Origin of the sequence: Flavobacterium hydatis, from assembly GCF_000737695.1 — a bacterium.
Taxonomy (GTDB): domain Bacteria; phylum Bacteroidota; class Bacteroidia; order Flavobacteriales; family Flavobacteriaceae; genus Flavobacterium; species Flavobacterium hydatis.
Genome location: NZ_JPRM01000012.1, coordinates 1 through 18444, shown reverse-complemented (window position 1 = coordinate 18444; position 18444 = coordinate 1). Strand labels below are relative to the sequence as shown.

Annotated in this window: 16 protein-coding genes; 8 read left to right on the top strand and 8 right to left on the bottom strand. The window is 31.6% G+C overall.

Annotation, left to right across the window (positions count from 1 at the left end):
* Positions 1 to 124 precede the first annotated feature (124 nt).
* The 6 genes from IW20_RS08900 to IW20_RS08875 all read left to right on the top strand — a co-directional run bounded on the left by IW20_RS08900 (position 125) and on the right by IW20_RS08875 (position 6228).
* Positions 125 to 2332 carry a TonB-dependent receptor gene (locus IW20_RS08900; protein ID WP_240478470.1) on the top strand — a complete coding sequence of 736 codons (2208 nt, stop codon included), beginning with the start codon at positions 125 to 127 and terminating at the stop codon, positions 2330 to 2332.
* Positions 2333 to 2658: 326 nt separating this feature from the next.
* A complete protein-coding gene (locus IW20_RS08895; protein ID WP_035621056.1) occupies positions 2659 to 3279 on the top strand; it encodes a hypothetical protein in 621 nt (206 codons plus the stop codon).
* A 66-nt stretch (positions 3280 to 3345) separates the two neighbouring features.
* Complete coding sequence (locus IW20_RS08890) at positions 3346 to 4680, top strand: 2TM domain-containing protein (RefSeq protein WP_035621054.1); 1335 nt, start codon at positions 3346 to 3348, stop codon at positions 4678 to 4680.
* The gene (locus IW20_RS08885; protein ID WP_035621052.1) at positions 4680 to 4985 is read left to right on the top strand and encodes a 2TM domain-containing protein; all 306 of its coding nucleotides are present in this window, start codon (positions 4680 to 4682) and stop codon (positions 4983 to 4985) included. Before IW20_RS08890 ends, IW20_RS08885 begins: the two co-directional genes overlap by 1 nt.
* 17 nt (positions 4986 to 5002) lie before the next feature.
* Positions 5003 to 5362 carry a 2TM domain-containing protein gene (locus tag IW20_RS08880; protein WP_035621050.1) on the top strand — a complete coding sequence of 120 codons (360 nt, stop codon included), beginning with the start codon at positions 5003 to 5005 and terminating at the stop codon, positions 5360 to 5362.
* Between the two features lie 98 nt (positions 5363 to 5460).
* Positions 5461 to 6228, top strand: coding sequence for a LytR/AlgR family response regulator transcription factor (locus IW20_RS08875; RefSeq protein ID WP_035621048.1), 768 nt, complete (start codon positions 5461 to 5463; stop codon positions 6226 to 6228).
* Positions 6229 to 6644: 416 nt separating this feature from the next.
* On the opposite strand, the gene IW20_RS08870 is transcribed toward IW20_RS08875, so the two are convergent.
* From IW20_RS08870 to IW20_RS08855, 4 genes are all read right to left on the bottom strand, one after another.
* A complete protein-coding gene (locus IW20_RS08870) occupies positions 6645 to 7421 on the bottom strand; it encodes a CDP-alcohol phosphatidyltransferase family protein (protein WP_035621046.1) in 777 nt (258 codons plus the stop codon).
* A gap of 217 nt (positions 7422 to 7638) precedes the next feature.
* On the bottom strand, positions 7639 to 8148 hold the full coding sequence (locus IW20_RS08865; RefSeq protein WP_035621043.1) for a TonB-dependent receptor: 510 nt from the start codon (positions 8146 to 8148) through the stop codon (positions 7639 to 7641).
* Between the two features lie 8 nt (positions 8149 to 8156).
* On the bottom strand, positions 8157 to 9185 hold the full coding sequence (locus tag IW20_RS08860) for a COX15/CtaA family protein (RefSeq protein ID WP_035621041.1): 1029 nt from the start codon (positions 9183 to 9185) through the stop codon (positions 8157 to 8159).
* 163 nt (positions 9186 to 9348) lie between these two features.
* Positions 9349 to 10785: a CCA tRNA nucleotidyltransferase gene (locus IW20_RS08855; protein WP_035621039.1), complete on the bottom strand. Its 1437-nt coding sequence runs from the start codon at positions 10783 to 10785 to the stop codon at positions 9349 to 9351.
* A gap of 543 nt (positions 10786 to 11328) precedes the next feature.
* Between IW20_RS08855 and yaaA the strand changes: the two genes are divergently transcribed.
* Positions 11329 to 12087: a peroxide stress protein YaaA gene (gene yaaA / locus IW20_RS08850; RefSeq protein ID WP_035621036.1), complete on the top strand. Its 759-nt coding sequence runs from the start codon at positions 11329 to 11331 to the stop codon at positions 12085 to 12087.
* Between the two features lie 254 nt (positions 12088 to 12341).
* Here yaaA and IW20_RS08845 read toward each other — a convergent pair whose 3' ends face one another.
* From IW20_RS08845 to IW20_RS08830, 4 genes are all read right to left on the bottom strand, one after another.
* Complete coding sequence (locus IW20_RS08845) at positions 12342 to 14225, bottom strand: M1 family metallopeptidase (RefSeq protein WP_081912459.1); 1884 nt, start codon at positions 14223 to 14225, stop codon at positions 12342 to 12344.
* Between the two features lie 237 nt (positions 14226 to 14462).
* On the bottom strand, positions 14463 to 15074 hold the full coding sequence (locus IW20_RS08840) for a hypothetical protein (protein ID WP_035621034.1): 612 nt from the start codon (positions 15072 to 15074) through the stop codon (positions 14463 to 14465).
* A gap of 136 nt (positions 15075 to 15210) precedes the next feature.
* Entirely contained in the window at positions 15211 to 16791 is a 1581-nt protein-coding gene (locus IW20_RS08835; RefSeq protein ID WP_035621031.1) for an NADP-dependent glyceraldehyde-3-phosphate dehydrogenase, read from the bottom strand.
* Between the two features lie 75 nt (positions 16792 to 16866).
* Positions 16867 to 17178, bottom strand: a complete 312-nt coding sequence (locus IW20_RS08830) for a rhodanese-like domain-containing protein (RefSeq protein WP_035621028.1) — start codon at positions 17176 to 17178, stop codon at positions 16867 to 16869.
* Positions 17179 to 17619: 441 nt separating this feature from the next.
* On the opposite strand from IW20_RS08830, the gene IW20_RS08825 reads away from it, so the two are divergent.
* Positions 17620 to 18246 (top strand): Crp/Fnr family transcriptional regulator, encoded by a 627-nt coding sequence (locus tag IW20_RS08825; protein WP_035621025.1) that lies wholly within the window; start codon positions 17620 to 17622, stop codon positions 18244 to 18246.
* The last annotated feature ends 198 nt before the right edge of the window (positions 18247 to 18444 follow it).

Sequence of the window (18444 nt, the reverse complement as noted above, 5' to 3'; positions counted from 1 at the left end):
AAATGCAGAAGCTAAGATACAAATAAGTAATTTACAACTCATCCTCAAAATTCTACAATTGGGTTACTTAATATTTTAATGTTAAAATTAACAAAATATATTTGTCTCATCAAAATCAAAAAACATGAAAACCAAGCTTCTAGAATTAAAGAAAAACGTAATGGGACTAAAAACTAAATCCGTTTTTACAATCTTATTTTTATTACTAAGCACCGCTATTTTTGCTCAAAAAACCCTTTCGGGAAAAGTAGTTGACACAAAAGGAAAACCAATCGCTGGAGCAAACATATATATAGATGGCACTTATGATGGGGCTACAAGTGCAGAAAACGGAGAATTCTCATTTACAACCGAAACTTCTGGAAATCAAATATTAATAGTGAGTTTTTTAATTTATGAAACGTATACCACATCAATAGATCCTGCTAATTTTAAAAATCAGACTATAAAGCTAAAGGAAAGTGTAAACTCATTAGACGCCGTTGTTATTACTGCCGGAACTATGGAATCTGGCGATAAAGCCAGGGTTTCGGTCTTAAAAGCTATGGATATTGTTACCACTGCAGGTTCTGCTGGAAATATTATTGCTGCTTTGCAAACCTTACCGGGAACTCAGAGTGTGGGAGAAGACGGACGTTTATTCGTTCGTGGTGGAGAAGCTAACGAAACACAAACTTTTGTTGATGGTATTAGAGTTTCTCAGCCTTACGGTGCAACGGTTCAGAACTTACCTACTCGTGGTCGTTTTTCTCCTTTCTTATTTAGTGGTATTGCTTTTTCTACAGGAGGTTATTCGGCTGAATATGGCGAAGCTTTATCGAGTGTATTATTACTGAATACTAAGGATGAACCTGACCAAAACAAAACTGAAATTGCTATGATGACTGTAGGATTGGGAGTTGGACATACTAAAAAATGGAATAAAAGTTCGGTAAGTGTTAATGTGAGTTATATTAACCTAGCGCCTTATCAATCGGTTGTAAAACAAGATGTTGATTGGAATCAGCCGTATCAATCTATTTCTGGCGAAAGTGTGTATCGTTATCATTTTAACAATGGTACCTTAAAATTATATGCTGCTTTTGATTCTGAAAAAATTGACCTGAATCAGAAAAACATAAATTTTGCAGATAAAATAAGGGTTAATTTGGTAAATAATAACTTCTATCTAAACACTGTTTATAACGGTACATTTGGTAGCAACTGGCAAGTTACTTCGGGATTGAGTTACGGTTATAGCAGTAATAATAAAGATATCGACATTGATCATTTAAACGATGATGAAAATGCTGCTCATCTTAAATTCAAACTAAAAAAGAGCCTTTCAAACAGAGTGAAACTATCCTTTGGAGCTGATTATTTTATTACTAAGTACCGTGAAGATTTTGAAGATAATTTAACTCCTACAATTACTAATGGTTACGACTCTAACATTGCTGCCATTTATGCCGAAACTGAGATTTCTTTTTCTAGTAAACTAGCTGCAAAAGTAGGTCTTAGAGCCTCTAATAATAGTTTGCTTGATGAAACTGCATTAGCGCCAAGAATTTCATTGGGATATAAAGTAGCAAAGAACAGTCAGTTTTCACTTGCTTATGGAGACTTTACACAAACTCCTGTTGTTGATTACATCAAATACTCAAAATACCATCAGTTTGAAAGCGAAAAAGCAGCGCATTATATCTTAAACTTTCAGTACAACAAAACAGGACGCACTTTTAGAGCCGAAGCTTATTATAAAGATTATAGCAATCTAGTAAAATACGATACGCAAAACATTCAATACAATTCGGTTTTTAATAACAATGGTTCTGGTTATGCCAAAGGAATCGATATATTCTGGAGAGATAGTAAATTATATAAAAACCTGGAATACTGGATTTCCTACTCTTATATTGATACCAAAAGAGATTATAAAAATTTCCCAACAAGCGTAACTCCCGATTTTGTTGCCAATCAAAACTTATCTGTTGTAACCAAATATTTTATTACCGATTGGAAATCTCAAGTTGGTTTAACAAACAGTTTTAGCACAGGAAGACCTTACAACAATCCTAATGAAACGAAATTCATGAACGGAAAAACAAAATCATACAATAGTTTAAGTTTTAGCTGGGCTTATTTATTAACGACTCAAAAAATCTTATACTTCTCGGTTTCGAATGTTTTAGGAACTAAAAATGTATTCGGATATGATTACGCCAGAACTCCCGATGCAACCGGAGTTTATAACAGACAAGCCGTTACACCTACTGCAGACAGATTTTTCTTTGTTGGTTTCTTCTGGACTATCAGTGATAATAAAAACGAGAATCAGTTGAAGAATCTTTAGCAGAAGGTTCAAAGTGGCAAAGGTTCTGAGGTACTAAGGTTTTCCTAGTATTGTGTGGAAAAGGTTCTGAGGTACTGAGTCACTAAGTAACTAAGTTCCTTAGAATTTTAAAAAACTTAGTAACTAAGAATCTTAGAGCTTAAGAAAACCTTTGAACCTTTGCCACTCAGAACCTTAGAACCTTAAGAAAAAAACCAATTCATCCCTAAAATTCAACAACTCAGTAACATAAAATTTAAAGAGAGTAAAAACTATAATACTTTTGAAGTATAAATTAACAAACGTTTCAATCATCAAAAAATAACTAAACCTTAAAACAAGAAATCATGACAAAACTTATTACAGTAATCACATTATTTATTTGCAGTTTTTTAACAGCACAAACACAATTTGAGCAAGGAATGGGAAAAGCATTTGGGCTTTGGAAAGAAGGAAAAAATACCGAAGCATCTGATTTATTTGAAAGAATTGCTGCTGCCGAAAAAACAAGTTGGTTACCTAATTATTATGTTGCATTAATAAATACAACATCTGCTTTTAAAACTCAAGACAAAACACAAATAGATTTGTTACTTACAAAAGCTCAAAATGCATTGAATATCGAAATGATTAAAGATCAAAAAAATGCTGAGCTTTATGTACTACAAGCTTTAATTTATACTGCCTGGGTTGTATCTGATCCTATGACAAACGGAATGAAATATTCGGCTAAAACTATGGAAATGTATAACAAAGCCGAAGCATTAGCTCCAGAGAATCCTAGAGTTGTTTTTGGTAAAGCCGACTTTCAATTGGGTGGTGCAAAATGGACAGGAGCTGACACAAAACCTTTGTGCGCACAAGTTGACAAAGCTATCGGACTTTTTGCTACTTTTAAACCTGAAACTCCTTTTTCTCCAAAATGGGGTCTAGAAAGAGCTCTTGAAGTTCAAAAAACTTGTAAATAAAATTTGTTAAGATCACTAATTACTTTCTGAAGTAATTAGTGATCGATAACTCTAAAAAAGAAAATAATGCATTTAAAACCACATATAATTAAAGCTTTATTCATCGGGACTGTAATTTTTTTAGTGTCTTTTTTAATCAAATTCATTTCGGTAGGAACTGAAGTTTTTACTCCTGATTTATATATTTATTTTTTATGCTGCATGTTGTATAGTGTTACATTATATATTGTTAACGCTTCATTATTTGCTTTTTTAGACAAAGTATTTAAAGCTGACCCTTATACTCTAAAACGTATAATAATTGGTTTTGTAAGTTCTTTTTTTCTCTCTATAATCGCTATATTCTTTCTTCGCATTTTTCTAGAAGTTATCTTAGGAGGAAAACCTATAACTATCTTTTTGGCAAATGAAAACCCCGCAGATTATATAGAAACTTCGATTATTACTTTTATTGTACTGCTAATTTTTCATGCATTACATTTCTATAAAGCATACAATGAAAATCGAGTTAAGGAACAAAAAATTATTGCAGGAACTGCTTCTGCAAAATTCGAAAGCTTAAAGAACCAAATTGATCCCCATTTTCTTTTTAATAGTTTAAATGTTCTAAGTTCATTAATAGAAGAAAACCCAGATAATGCACAACGCTTCACAACCTCGTTATCTAAAATTTATCGTTACGTATTAGAACAAAAAGACAAAGAACTCGTATCGGTAGATGATGAATTGGCTTTTGCAAAAACGTATATGAATTTATTAAAAATGCGTTTTGAGAATAGTTTATTTTATGAGTTACCTACACAAGGTATTAGCCCCGAAGCCAGAGTAGTTCCGCTATCATTACAACTTTTACTAGAAAACACTGTAAAACATAATGTGGTTAGCGAACAAAGACCTTTACACATTCGGATATTTATTGAGAAAGATTATCTAGCCGTTCAAAATGATTTTCAAAAAAAAGAAGTATTACAAGATCGTCAAGGTGTAGGATTGCAAAATATCGTAAACCGTTATGGTATTATTACCAATCGAAAAGTACTTATTGAGCAAAATGCTGCAACATTTACTGTTAGAATACCAATTTTAACAAAACAAATTACTACCATGGAAACAACATCAGATTATAGTGAAAATGGTGCTTATTACAGAGCAAAAAAGAGAGTTGAAGAACTTAAAGGTTTTTATGGAAACTTGATTTCTTATTGTTGTGTAATTCCACTACTTATTTTTATAAACCTGAAATTCTCACCTGGATTTCAATGGTTTTGGTTCTCGGCTTTAGGCTGGGGTTTTGGCTTACTTATGCATGCTTTTAAAGTATTTGGATACAGTTCTAACTGGGAAGAAAGAAAAATTCAGGAAATTCTAAGAAAACAAGAAAACAAACAAAACTGGAAATAATGGAAGAGAATAATCAATATGACGACCGTTATCTTATCGCCAAAAGAAAAGTAGATGACATTAAAGGGTTCTATAGTAATCTGACATCCTATATACTAGTTAACCTTATTTTGTTATTCATTAATTTAATCTACAGCCCTGATTATTTATGGTTTTATTGGCCATTATTATGGTGGGGATTAGGAGTACTATTTCACGGATTAAAAGTTTTTAATTGTTTTCCTTTCTTCGATAAAGAATGGGAAAAACAAAAAATAAAAGAATTCATGGATAAAGAAAAATCCAGAAACAAAAAATGGCAATAACCTTAAATTAAATCAAAATGGGACGATTAAAAAGACACATGTTTGGAGATTATACTAATTATGATGAAAATATAACAAATGACGAACGTTATAATTTAGCCTATAAAAGAATGCGCAGAATAAAAGGCTTTTACTCTCACTTAATGATATATGTTTTTGTAAATATATTTATTCTTATTGCCAGTACAAGCCATGGTATTATTGGGAACGAAAAATTCTGGCAATGGGAAACTTTCTCTACCGCTCTCTTTTGGGGTATTGGTCTGGCAGCTCATGGCTTCTCTGTATTTGGAAGAAATTTATTTTTTAGTACGGATTGGGAAGAACGAAAAATAAAAGAATTTATGGAGAAAGAAGCCAATCAAAAATGGGAATAACTTTCGTTGTTCTCAACTAAATAAAAAGATAAAAAATATTTTCTGATTAAATTTTAACTATTACTTTTAACCAACCAAAACCTTTGCCAAACCAAAAAATGAGAACAATAATTATAGAAGACGAAAAACCTGCCGCTCGGTTATTACAACGCAAACTTGATAAAATAAACGTTCCCGTAACTGTAATGCTTCACTCTGTTGTAGAAGCAATCGATTGGTTTTCTCAAAACGAACATCCTGATTTAATATTTCTTGATATTCAGTTATCGGATGGATTATCGTTTGAAATTTTTGAAAAGATTGACATCAAAAGTGCCGTAATTTTTACAACTGCTTATGATGAATATGCCTTAAAAGCTTTTAAACTCAATAGCATCGATTATCTTTTAAAACCTATCGATGAGGATGATTTGGATGTAGCTGTTTCTAAATTTAAATCTCGTTTGCCAAAAGTAGAGAACACGACCCAAAACCTTGAAATCGATTTTGAGCAGATTAAAAAAATGCTTTCAAATCCTTTCGAAAAAATATATAAAAAAAGGTTCACCGTTAAAATCGGACAGCATTTAAAAGTAATTGGAACAGATGAGGTTGAATGTTTTTTTAGCGAAAACAAAGGTACTTATTTGCATACTACAGATAACAGGAATTACTTAATCGATTCTACTCTAGAAATTCTAGAACAAGAACTTGACCCTAAAGATTTTTATCGCGTAAGCCGAAAATTTATTATTCCGCTTCCAGCCATCAAAGAAATTGTATTGTACAGTAATTCACGTCTTAAAATAATTTTACCTACTTATAAAGATGATGAGGTAATTGTAAGTCGCGAGAAAGTTTCTGATTTTAAAAACTGGATTGGGTAGTTTTTTTTAGCCACGGATTTAAAAGAATTTAAAAGGTACAGAGGTTCATAGCTACAAAGGTTCAAAGGGTGAAACTTTGCGAACTCTGCAGTTATTTTTTTTACCACAGATTAAAAGAAAATATTTTAAGACTTTGACACCCGAGCGATAGCGAACGGACAAAGTAAAGAGTTGCTAACTTAGGATTGTCTATAAGGGACGCGGATAATACGGATTTACAAAAGTAAAGCCGCGGATTAAAACTGATTTAAAAACAATCAAAAATAAAATCCGTTTTAATCCGTGTTTTCGCGATAGCGAATCCGTATAATCCGCGTTCCTTTCGCAAAGAGTTAGATAGAATTAAAAGATTAAACGGATTTAAAAACTTTGCGAACCTTTGCGTATCCCTTTGCGCTCTTTGCGGTTAAATATTACTACGTCACTGGATAAAAATACTTCCTGATTCCTATCATTACAAAAATAAGAACAGAATATCCGATGAAAAAGGGTGCTATATATTCGATTCCATCCATTGCCAACATAAGTGCGATAAGCAATAGCTGAAAGCCTAATCCGTATAATGAAACGAAAGTCATAAACCAGTTTGGGAATGTTTTAACCTTATAAGCATCACTATCTAGCATATGTATTATTTTATCAAAAAGACCATATACAATAATATAAACCTGATGTAAAAAGACAACTGATTTTTGATTTTCGCCTGGTAATGCTTTAGGGATTTTATCTTCAAATATTTTGCTGGTTCTGTCTCCTCCTACCGATTTATTTCGTAAAATAACATAGTAATAATTGTATAATGTACCTTGTAATTGTATACATAAAAAAGCTAGGATTGTAATAGGTAGTGTAGTTTTAGAAACGTAACAAATACTTATTAAGAACAGAAAATTCAAAATAATATCAAATATACTATCGAGATATCTTCCTGTATAGGAGGGTGTTTTTTTTATCCGTGCCAATTCTCCGTCGGCGGCATCAATAATAGACTTTAATATTATAAAAAAACCTGCCCAATAAAAGTACTTTTCCAGAATACAATAAATCGCAATTAACCCAGTAATTCCAAAAAGCAAGGTTACATCTATAGGTGTAAATCGTGTGTTTTGTAACTTTTTCGCAAAAAACCTTCCAAAAGGTCTTCCATAATCTGATAAATCATAAAATTTATCTTGTGCAGCAAGTTTAGACATCTATGTTATTATAAACAAAAGAGTTGCGACAATATAGTCAGTGTAATTTACGAAAAAAATAATTATTTATTAATCTATTGATTACAAATAAATAACATTTAAATTTTTCTAATCTGTGGTATAAAATTAACCGCAAAATTCACAAAGGGATACGCAAGGTTCGCAAAGTTTTTCCCTTTGAGCCTTTGTAACTATGAACCTCTGTAACTCTGTAACTTTATTCTGCTGGAGTAATTTCTATTGCTCCGAATTTCCAATCAGGGTTTAATTTTTGAGAATCTGCTGGTTTAATAAAAACTATCGATTCTATTTTTTCTATTTTATTATTGACTGTATTTGTATCAATATACCTCAACAATTCATCATAAGTCTGATTCTTACTCTTTGGCTTATCTGATACTACTCCTATTTTTGATAGATATTCGGCTGATGGAATTTCTAATTTTAATGGTGAGTTTTCGATATTATTTTTATAAAAAGTATCAAGAATATATTTCTTAGTAGTAATTATAATAACTCCAGAATCTGACCCGTATTTCTTTGAATTAGCATCTTTATATACTGTCATTGTCGAAATATCATTTGGATTTATAGGTTCCAAGATATTTTGTACCTGATCCATATACCCTATTTTTTTAGCATCCAAAATAACCAAAGGCTGAGGTTTCTTTTGAGCATGGGTAAAACATACAAAAACAAGGGAAAGGAACAGATACACTTTTTTCATGATATAGCTTATTTACTTAGTCTGTGTAAAGTATAAGTCATGGCGCTTAAAAGGAAAAATGCCATTATTTGGTGAATCAAACCTAATGCAATTGGTACATGATATAAAAGTGTAAAAACACCTAAAATAAACTGTAAAAACACAAAGACAACTAACGTTTTAATTCCATTAGATTGTGTTTTGCTAAGAGCAAATTGTGTGCTTTTAAAGTATAAGAAAAGAATAATAGCAACAACAACATAAGCAAATGTTCTATGTACAAACTGTACACCACTTTTACCTTCTATCAAGTTTTTTACAAGTGTAGACTGTTCAATAAAAACTGAATCATGAATAAATTGTCCGTCACTCATTAATGGCCAATGGTTATGAATTAATCCAGCATTTAAACCCGCAACAAACCCACCATATATAATTTGTATTAAAAGGAGAACTAACGCAATCCTTGCAATATTACGAAGCGTAACATTAATGGTAATTTTATTTCTTTCTGGATAAATTAAGTCTAGCGCCACCCATAACGTGTATGCAAAGGTTACAAATGCAAAAGTTAAATGCAGTGAAAGTCTAAAATGACTTACATCTGGATTATCTATTAATCCGCTACGTACCATAAACCATCCTAAGAAACCTTGAAAAGCTCCCATTGCCAGAAGTACAATACATTTTTTTATAGTAGAACTATCTAATCTCTTCTTGATTAAGAAATAAACAAAAGGAATAAAGAAAACCAAACCAATGATACGACCGATAAAACGGTGAAACCATTCCCAGAAATAAATCATTTTATAATCTGAAAGTTGGAAATCATTATGAATATTAATTTTTTGATATTCTGGAAACTTCTTGTATTGCTCAAAAGCTTCATTCCATTTTGCCTCACTCATAGGCGGAAAAGTATCGGTTACCAAATGCCAATCGGTCATTGATAATCCTGAGTTTGTAAGTCGGGTAATCCCTCCTACTACAACCATTAAAAACAATAAAAAACATCCTGACAAAAGCCAAATGATTACTGATTTATTTTCTCTTTTCATTTTATTACTTGAGGTGCAAAATTGCAGACTCTCCTATTTTGGGTTAATAATTCTCTAATATTTTTAATTAAGGCTCTAAGATGCTAAGGCACTGAGACACTAAGTTCTTTATTTCTTTACAAAGACGCACTGCTGTGCGCCTCTACAGAAAACCTTTGAACCTCTATTCCTTTGAACCTTTCTTTAAGCCAAGCTTTTCTCCTCTTTTGAGCATAAAGTCATAAGCTGCTTGATATTCATTTGGTATTTCACCTTCTAGAATGGCTTCCTTAATAGCTTCTTTTAAAACGCCTATTTCTCTGGAAGGTTTTAGATTATAAATTTCCATAATCTCTTCTCCCGAAATTGGTGGTTGAAAATTTCGAATGTGATCTCGCTCTTCTACCTCAACAATTTTCTTTCGTACAATCTCAAAATTTTTATGATATTTCTTGAATTTACTTGGATTTTTTGTTGTGATATCGGCTTCGCACAAAATCATTAAATTCTCTACATCTTCACCTGCATCAAAAACCAAACGACGAACGGCGCTATCTGTAACAACATCTTGTGATAAAACAATTGGACGAGAACTCATAATCACCATTTTTTGCACAAATTTCATTTTGTGATTTAATGGCATATGTAAACGTTCGAATATTTTTTTAGCCATTTTACCGCCTAAAAACTCATGTCCGTGAAACGTCCAACCTTGTTTTTTATTGAAACGTTTTGTTGGAGCTTTCCCAATATCATGCAACAAAGCTGACCAACGCAACCAAACATCATCGGTATTCGGACAAATATTATCGACAACCTCTAAGGTGTGGTAAAAATTATTTTTATGTGTATGTCCTTCTATTTCTTCTACTTGATTCAATGCCGTTAATTCGGGCAAAATAATATCAAGAAGTCCTGTTTTAAACAATAATAAAAACCCAACTGAAGGTTTATCTGTAGAAAGGATTTTATTTAATTCATCGACAATACGCTCACCTGAAATAATATTAAGTCGCTCAGCATTTTTTGTAATTGCTTTCAGCGAATTTTCTTCAATTTCAAATCCTAGTTGGTTTGCAAAACGTATTGCACGCAACATACGCAATGGATCATCCGAATAAGTAATATCTGGATCTAAAGGAGTTTTGATAATTTTATTTTCTAAATCGCTCAATCCTTCAAAAGGATCTGACAAATCTCCGAAAGTATCAGGATTTAAAGATAATGCTAGTGCATTTATAGTAAAATCACGACGATTCTGGTCATCCTCCAGCGTTCCGTTTTCTACAACAGGATTTCGGCTGTCAAAATGATAAGATTCTTTTCGTGCTCCAACAAATTCAATATCGGTATCTTCAAAACGCAACATGGCTGTTCCGTATGTTTTAAAAACCTGTACTTTGGGTTGTTTTGGAAGTAATTCTGAAACTTTTAATGCCAATTCGATTCCGCTTCCTACGGCAACGACATCAATATCTTTTTTTGAATTTCGATTTAAAAGTAAGTCCCTTACAAAACCTCCAATTACGTAACTATCTACATTAAGTTCTTGAGAGGCTTGCGAAATAATTTCGAAGATTTTATTTTGCAAAGCACCTTTATAATTTGTTTTTTTAGCCACGAATTCTCTAATTTTTATAAAATAACAGTAAAATAATATATTGATAATTTTACCGTGCGCAAATTTACAACATACTGTACGCCTTTTATAATCTAGAGGGTATTTTTTTTATTATTTAGCATTTTCAGCTTCATAATTTCGACAAAAACTATCCGTTACAAATAGCAAACTGTTTTTTATCCACAATTTTCCTCTTATTTATTCTATTAAAACAACCCGCTGAGTACAATTGCTTCGTGTATTAACCCAACTTGCATCACAAAAATTTCATTTAACACATAAAAACATAGATTGTATGTGTAATAAAGAATACTAAAAGAAATACATTTCTTTCACATAGCCAGCTTTGTACTTTTAGAATAAGTGAAATGCATTTTTTGAGAGTGCCAAAATCTATGTTTCTATGTGTTAAAATAATCCCCGCTAAAGGGTAAAATAGCCTTTTAATATGATGCCTTTATGATGGTATCAAACAAATCAATCTGTATCTGTTATTCTTTTGATTTCAATTTGTACTTTTGAATCTGTACAAAAAAGTAGAAAATGAAAATTGTTATATCGCCTGCAAAGTCTTTAAATTTCGAAAAAGAATTACCAACTTCTCAATATACTGAAGCTAGCTTACTAAAAGAAGCCAGACAAGTTCATAAAGTTTTAAAAGTAAAAAAACCTTCGGAATTATCTGAATTAATGGATATTTCAGACAAACTAGCTCAGTTAAACTGGCAACGTAATCAGGAATGGAAAACTCCTTTTACACCCGAAAATGCACGTCCTGCAATATTTACTTTTGATGGTGACGTATATACTGGTTTAGATGCTTATACAATTCCGGTAGAGAAACTAGATGTTTTACAAGACAAACTACGCATACTATCTGGTTTATACGGGATTTTAAAACCATTAGATTTAATTCAGGCTTACCGATTAGAGATGGGAACTAAATTACCTATTGGCGAAGCAAAAAACCTATATGAATTCTGGAAAGAAACGGTTACAAAAACATTAAACAAGGAACTTAAAAAAGGGGAATTGTTTGTAAATCTTGCGAGTAATGAGTATTTCTCGGCTGTAGATGTTAAGGCTTTAAAAGTGCCAGTAATTACACCAGACTTTAAAGATTATAAAAACGGAAAACTTAAAATAATTAGCTTCTTTGCCAAAAAAGCAAGAGGAATGATGGTGCGTTATATTATAGATACTAATGCCGAAACTATTGATGATTTAAAAGGTTTTAATTACGAAGGATATCAATTTGATGCTAATCTTTCTAAAGGAAATCATTTGGTTTTTACCCGATAAAAAGAAAACTCTTTATAAAACAAAACCGTCTCCTACTATAAGAAAGAGACGGTTTTTTATTTTCTAAAACTAACCTGTTGCGTATAATAAATTTTAACACATAGAAACATAGATTTTATATACTAAAAAAAGGTGTTTCACTTATTTTAAAAGCACAGATCTAGAACCATATGAAAGAAATGATTTTCTTTTTACATTCTTATTTACACATACAATCTATGTTTCTATGTGTTAAATAAAATTTCACAAAACCATTATTTAGCTGACCAAGTATTATCAATTGGTGTTGCATCTACAAAAATTCCACCATCTATAATTACCGATTTTACTGCTTTGGTTGTATTAAAATTTACAGAAGTTTTCTTTTGGTTGCCTTTCCATGTTGCAGGAGTTTCGTGTAATGTATCTGTTGTACCATCTGCATACACAACAATTACATCAAAAGGGATTGCAAATCCTCCTTTATTTTTAATATAAACTATTGTACTTTTTGCTTTTACATCAACTTTATCAATATAGATATCAATATAATTATTTGTAAAGAACCAATTTTCAAAAAACCAATTCAGATTTTTACCCGAAGCTGTATTAAATGAATTAAAATAATCCCACGGAATAGGATGTTTACCATTCCAATTATCCATATAAGCATGTAGTGATTTCTTAAAAAGGTCTTCTCCCAACAAATCTTTTAAAGCAATGTAAGATAATGATGCCTTACCATAAGAATTGTTTCCATATCCTGGTCCAGAAACTTGTGTAGACATTGTTATTATTGGCTGATCTTCTTCGGTAGCTGGATCATTTATGTAATCATTTATTCTAAATTTTTTATAAAAATTATCTGCAGCTTCTTTACCGTGTTGCGAAATACCAATTAAATATTCGAATGTGGTTGCCCAACCTTCATCCATAAATGCATAACGTGTTTCGTTTATTCCCATATAAAAAGGAAAATAAGTATGTGCTACTTCATGATCTTGTACTAATTGTGCAAAAACAGGATCTCCCATCTGAGAATCATTACACATCATTGGATATTCCATATCGGCAAATCCCTGAAAAGCTGTCATTTTAGAAAATGGATATGGAACTCCTGGCCAATTGTTGGAAAACCAATCCAAGGCATATCTGTTATTTTTTACAGAAACAACAAAATCAGTTCCTTTTATATCGTAAGCTGCCTGAACACTTGCACGACGATTTGTCTTTTTATCTACAACAACACTACTTGCATCCCATAAATAATGATCGCTTAAACCAAAACAAACATCCGAAATGTTTTTTGCTTCAAATTTCCAGATATTCCAATCGTTTTGTTTGGTCACCGAACCACTTTTCATTTCTTGTTCGTTTGCTATGTGCAAAATCTCATCTGTAGTATATGATTTTTTTAATCGTGCCGAAAATTCTGTTTGTAGAACTTCATCTGGATTTAATAAATCTCCGGTTCCATAAACCACGTAATTTTTAGGTGCTTTTACTGAATATACATAATCATTAAAATCATTATAAAACTCCTGACGATCAGTGTGAGGCAATCTATCCCAATTGTTGTAATCATCAAAAACCGTAACGCGAGGATAACAATAAGCAACAAAGAATGTTGTATTATCTATTTGTCCTTCTCTCCCACTTTCTTTAGATAAAGGATAATTCCAATCGATATTAATTGTAATTTTAGAATGAGGAAGCATTGGTTTATTCATTTTTACGTTCCCAACCGTTCCCCAGCTTCTGCCGTTTTCTTTATAGGTTTCTCCTTCTATTTTTAAAGATGTAATTGTTAATCCATCACTCAGGAAATCATCACTAACACTTCCGCTTCTTGGCGATGATGGTTTATGAAGATTGTTTACAAACCTAATTGGTAAATTCCGTAATGTATCATTACTATTGTTTTCATAAATAATAGTTTCTGTACCGCTTACAATTTTAGTATCAGGATTTACTGTTACATCAATTGTATATTTACCATGATTCTGCCAATAGTTTTTTCCCGGTTTCCCATCCATAGAACGAGTTCCTTTTGCGTAAGCTTCTTTTATATTTCTTGGCATATACAGTTCTTGCGCAAAACTATATTGTACCATACCTATGCATGCAAATAATAACAATTGGGATATTTTTCTTTTCATAATTAGTTAATTTTGATGGTTATCAATAGTATTCTTGATTAGTTAGGAATAGTGCAAAGTTGTTACAATTATTATTCAAATTTATTCTATTATCTTATATTATCATCAAATAATTATATCGAATTACACAGATAACACAATCCTCAAACCTTTTTTAACAGAATAAAAAAACCGCCTTATTCCAAATGGAAATAAGACGGCTTAAAATATTATTCAAATTATACTATCGAGTATTTACTAATCGATTCGTATATAATATATTTCATCATTATCTAAATCAATTTTAGTTTTGCCTTTATTGGTAATTTTGCCTGTATTTATGGCTCGAAGATTTTTTGAATATTCATCTATATAATAACTCCATAATTGCTTATCCGAAGTCATGATTTCGGTTATATGGTTATTTTTTTCAAAAGAATCATAAAAAACAATCTCTTCGGTTTTAACTAGTTTCATTTCTTTGGTAGTGCTATTTTGCAAATAATATGAGATTTTATCAGAATCAACAATCATCAGCTCATTATCAAGTTTATTACTCTGTATGTTCTTATGTGACCAACTCGGAATATTTCCGTTCATTTTCCATGTTCCAACCAATTTATCAATTAGTTTTTTTCTGATAACTGGTTTTAACGAATCAAATTTATTCTTAGAAATTTTACCTAATTCAGATTCTGGTTTTATTTTATAAGCAAATAAAAAAAAGTCTGCTGCTGCATCAAATTCATTTTTATCAAAATAAGAAATAGCCGAATCGTATTTATTCTTTTGCAGCCACGTTTTTTGATCTGACTGTGACCAAGATTGAAAAGAAAATAAGAAAAGAAAAAGGAACGTAAAATTTTTCATGGTATTTTTATAATTCTATATAATATATTGAAGCAAAAATACTACAAAATAAATAAACTCTCTTTATATATAAAAATAAAAAAAACCGCCTTATTCCAGATGGATTAAGACGGCTTTAAACATTAAAAAATAGCTACTACAAGATATAATCGGTATTAATAAAATTCGATTCTTTACTATTTAATAATTCTTGCAAAATGGCATTATTGTAATCATTATCTTTTGATGCTACAAAGGTTCTTATAGAGAACGAACGCAAGGCATCGTGAATACTTAAGGTTCCTACAGCCGAATCTTTACGACCTGTAAATGGGAAAACGTCTGGTCCTCTCTGGCAAGAACTATTCAGATTTACCCTGCACACTAAATTTACCAAGGTATCAATAAGTGGTGCAATAGTTTTGATATCTTTACCAAACAAACTTACTTGTTGTCCGTAATTAGACTCGGCCATATCGTTTAATGGTTCCTGAATATCCTTAAAGGTCAAGATAGGTACTACAGGGCCAAATTGTTCTTCGTGATATACACGCATTTTTTTATTTATAGGGAATAATACAGCTGGGAAAATAAAATTCTCTGTATGTAATCCTCCTTTTTCATTAATTATTTTTGCTCCTTTATGAGTAGCATCATATATTAATTCCTGAATATAATGTGGCTTCTCTGGCTCAGGAAGTGGCGTAAGCGAAACTGATTTATCCCATGGATTCCCAAAAACCAACGAATCTACTTTTGCTGCAAAGCGTTTATTAAATTCTTCGGCTATAGATTCATGTACATATAAAATCTTTAGCGCAGTACAACGTTGCCCGTTAAACGATAAAGTCCCAACAATACATTCTTGGATTGCTAAATCTAAATCGGCATCTGGTAAGATTATCGCAGGATTTTTTGCTTCTAGACCTAATACCAATCGTAATCTGTTTTTATTAGGGTGTTGGTCTTGTAATGCAATAGCCGATTTACTATTTCCTATTAAAGCCAGGATATCGACTTTTCCAGATTTCATTATTGGCGATGCTACTTCTCTACCTCTACCATAAACAATATTAATCGCTCCTTTAGGGAAACTACTTCTAAAAGCTTCTAATAAAGGTGACAATAATAATACACCGTGTTTTGCTGGCTTAAAAATTACAGGATTCCCCATTATCAATGCCGGAATAAGCAATGAGAATGTTTCGTTTAATGGGTAATTGTAAGGTCCTAGACATAATACAACTCCTAGAGGTCCTCTACGTACCATGGCATTTATTCCTTGTACTTTAGAGAAACTTGCTCCACGAGAATTTAATTCTTTATAACTTTCGATAGTATCGTAAATATACTCTACCGTTCTGTCAAACTCTTTCTCTGAATCTCCTAATGATTTCCCGATTTCCCACATCAATAGTTTTACAACTTCGGTACGGGTAGTTTTCATTTGGGAAACAAAATTCTCCATACATTTTATACGATCCACAACTTTCATTGTAGGCCATAAACCTTGTCCTTTATTATAAGCTGCAGTTGCAGATTCTACAACTTCCATAGCTTCGGCCTCTCCCATAAAAGGAATAGATCCCAATAAAGTTGGCGTATATTTTTCAGTAGATGATATGGTAGAAAAAACAGGTGTGGTTTGCCCTGTCCATTTTTTTAACTCTCCGTTTACAAGATAAGTATCCTGTACCAATGGAGTATTTATTTGGTATTCCTCTGGTATAAAACTCATTATTCGGTTATTTTAGTTTTTTGGTTATTTAGTTTTTAGAAAATAAAAAAGAGGCACGCGCCTCTTCTTATTTCTTTATGGTGTTACGGTTTCTCCGTCCCAATCCAGTATACCTCCTAATAAATTATAGGCGTTATTAAACCCCATTTCATTCATTATTTGGCACGCTTTTGCACTTCTGGCTCCAGAGCGACAGTACACATAATAATTTTTATTTTTATCTAATTCTTCTAGCTCATAAATAAAAGCCTGTCCTTTATTGATATCAATATTAAGAGCATTTTCTATATAGCCATCATTGTATTCGTCTTCAGTTCTTACATCAAGTAGAACTGCATTTTCGTCAGCTTCAAATTGAGCTACCCAATCTTCTTGTGATAAATTCATGATATCGTATTTTTAGGTAAAATTACAACGTTTTTAGCAAACTATAAACCATTGTTTTATGAATTATATTATAATTCGTAGAAAACGTTTTAGCAAAGATATAATAATCAATGAATTCTGTTTTCTACAAATGATTTTTAAAAATACAGTCTACAAAACCCATAGAAAATAGGATATTATTATTTGAGTAAATTGCCACTTAAATAAAAATTCTAGCTAATTAATACCATAATAATCGGTTATATTTGTAATAAATTATACTTCTTGAAGTCATTTTAACAAAAATAGCCGAAACAAGTTTCATGGATTAATTCGTGACTCGAGACTAAAAGTCGAACAGGCGAAACAAATTCGTGACAAAAAATAAAATTTCGATATAAGATTTCAACATTAAGAGATAAAGAAAAATTATTATTTTCTAAATGTCAAAAAACAACATCAATGCAAACTCCTTTAAAAAACATTTTTCCAAACTTTTCCAACGAATTAATTTCAGCTATCGAGAGTAATGCTACTATGCAGGATTCTGAAGCAGGAACTATCTTAATGCGAACTGGACAATACATAAAAAATACCGTTTTGATAACCAAAGGCAAAATCAAAATTTACCGTGAAGGCGAAGATGGTGGCGAGTTTTTTATGTACTATTTGCAACCAGGTCAGGCTTGTGCCATATCTATGATTTGTGCTACCAAAAGCGAAAAAAGTCAGATTATGGCAAAAGTAGTCGAAGATGTTTCGGTAGTTATGATTCCGTTGAACCTAATGGACAAATGGATGATGGAACACCGCAGTTGGTACGAATTTGTAATCGAAACTTATAGAAGTCGTTTTGAAGAAGTTCTGGAAGTTGTAGATAGTATTGCATTCCGATCTATGGATGAACGCTTGGAATTTTATCTCAAACGTCATAAAGATGCATGCGGATGTACGGAACTAAAAGTATCACATCAAGAAATTGCAACCGAACTTAATACCTCACGAGAAGTAATTTCGCGCTTATTAAAAAAAATGGAACAACGTGGTTTGGTCAAATTAAACCGAAATCAAATTGAGCTTTTGAAATAAAACATTTTATTTAAAATTGAACCATTAAGGAATTAAGAAAAATTAAGGTTTTGGTTTTATATCTTAATCATAAAAATACTTTACAACGAAGTGAAATAAACATTTCATTATAAAATTGAACCATTAAGAGATTAAGAAAAGTTAAGCTTTGCTTCTTAATGAAACTTAATATCTTAATGGTAAAACTCCTCACAGCGA

Excerpts from the sequence above, each read along its gene's own strand:
- IW20_RS08825 (WP_035621025.1), top strand. The coding sequence starts at position 17,620 with ATGCAAACTCCTTTAAAAAACATTTTTCCAAACTTTTCCAACGAATTA.
- IW20_RS08830 (WP_035621028.1), bottom strand. The coding sequence starts at position 17,178 with ATGAATTTATCACAAGAAGATTGGGTAGCTCAATTTGAAGCTGACGAA.
- IW20_RS08835 (WP_035621031.1), bottom strand. The coding sequence starts at position 16,791 with ATGAGTTTTATACCAGAGGAATACCAAATAAATACTCCATTGGTACAG.
- IW20_RS08840 (WP_035621034.1), bottom strand. The coding sequence starts at position 15,074 with ATGAAAAATTTTACGTTCCTTTTTCTTTTCTTATTTTCTTTTCAATCT.
- IW20_RS08880 (WP_035621050.1), top strand. The coding sequence starts at position 5,003 with ATGGGACGATTAAAAAGACACATGTTTGGAGATTATACTAATTATGAT.
- IW20_RS08870 (WP_035621046.1), bottom strand. The coding sequence starts at position 7,421 with ATGTCTAAACTTGCTGCACAAGATAAATTTTATGATTTATCAGATTAT.
- IW20_RS08865 (WP_035621043.1), bottom strand. The coding sequence starts at position 8,148 with ATGAAAAAAGTGTATCTGTTCCTTTCCCTTGTTTTTGTATGTTTTACC.
- IW20_RS08885 (WP_035621052.1), top strand. The coding sequence starts at position 4,680 with ATGGAAGAGAATAATCAATATGACGACCGTTATCTTATCGCCAAAAGA.
- yaaA (WP_035621036.1), top strand. The coding sequence starts at position 11,329 with ATGAAAATTGTTATATCGCCTGCAAAGTCTTTAAATTTCGAAAAAGAA.
- IW20_RS08845 (WP_081912459.1), bottom strand. The coding sequence starts at position 14,225 with ATGAAAAGAAAAATATCCCAATTGTTATTATTTGCATGCATAGGTATG.
- IW20_RS08890 (WP_035621054.1), top strand. The coding sequence starts at position 3,346 with ATGCATTTAAAACCACATATAATTAAAGCTTTATTCATCGGGACTGTA.
- IW20_RS08895 (WP_035621056.1), top strand. The coding sequence starts at position 2,659 with ATGACAAAACTTATTACAGTAATCACATTATTTATTTGCAGTTTTTTA.
- IW20_RS08875 (WP_035621048.1), top strand. The coding sequence starts at position 5,461 with ATGAGAACAATAATTATAGAAGACGAAAAACCTGCCGCTCGGTTATTA.
- IW20_RS08860 (WP_035621041.1), bottom strand. The coding sequence starts at position 9,185 with ATGAAAAGAGAAAATAAATCAGTAATCATTTGGCTTTTGTCAGGATGT.
- IW20_RS08900 (WP_240478470.1), top strand. The coding sequence starts at position 125 with ATGAAAACCAAGCTTCTAGAATTAAAGAAAAACGTAATGGGACTAAAA.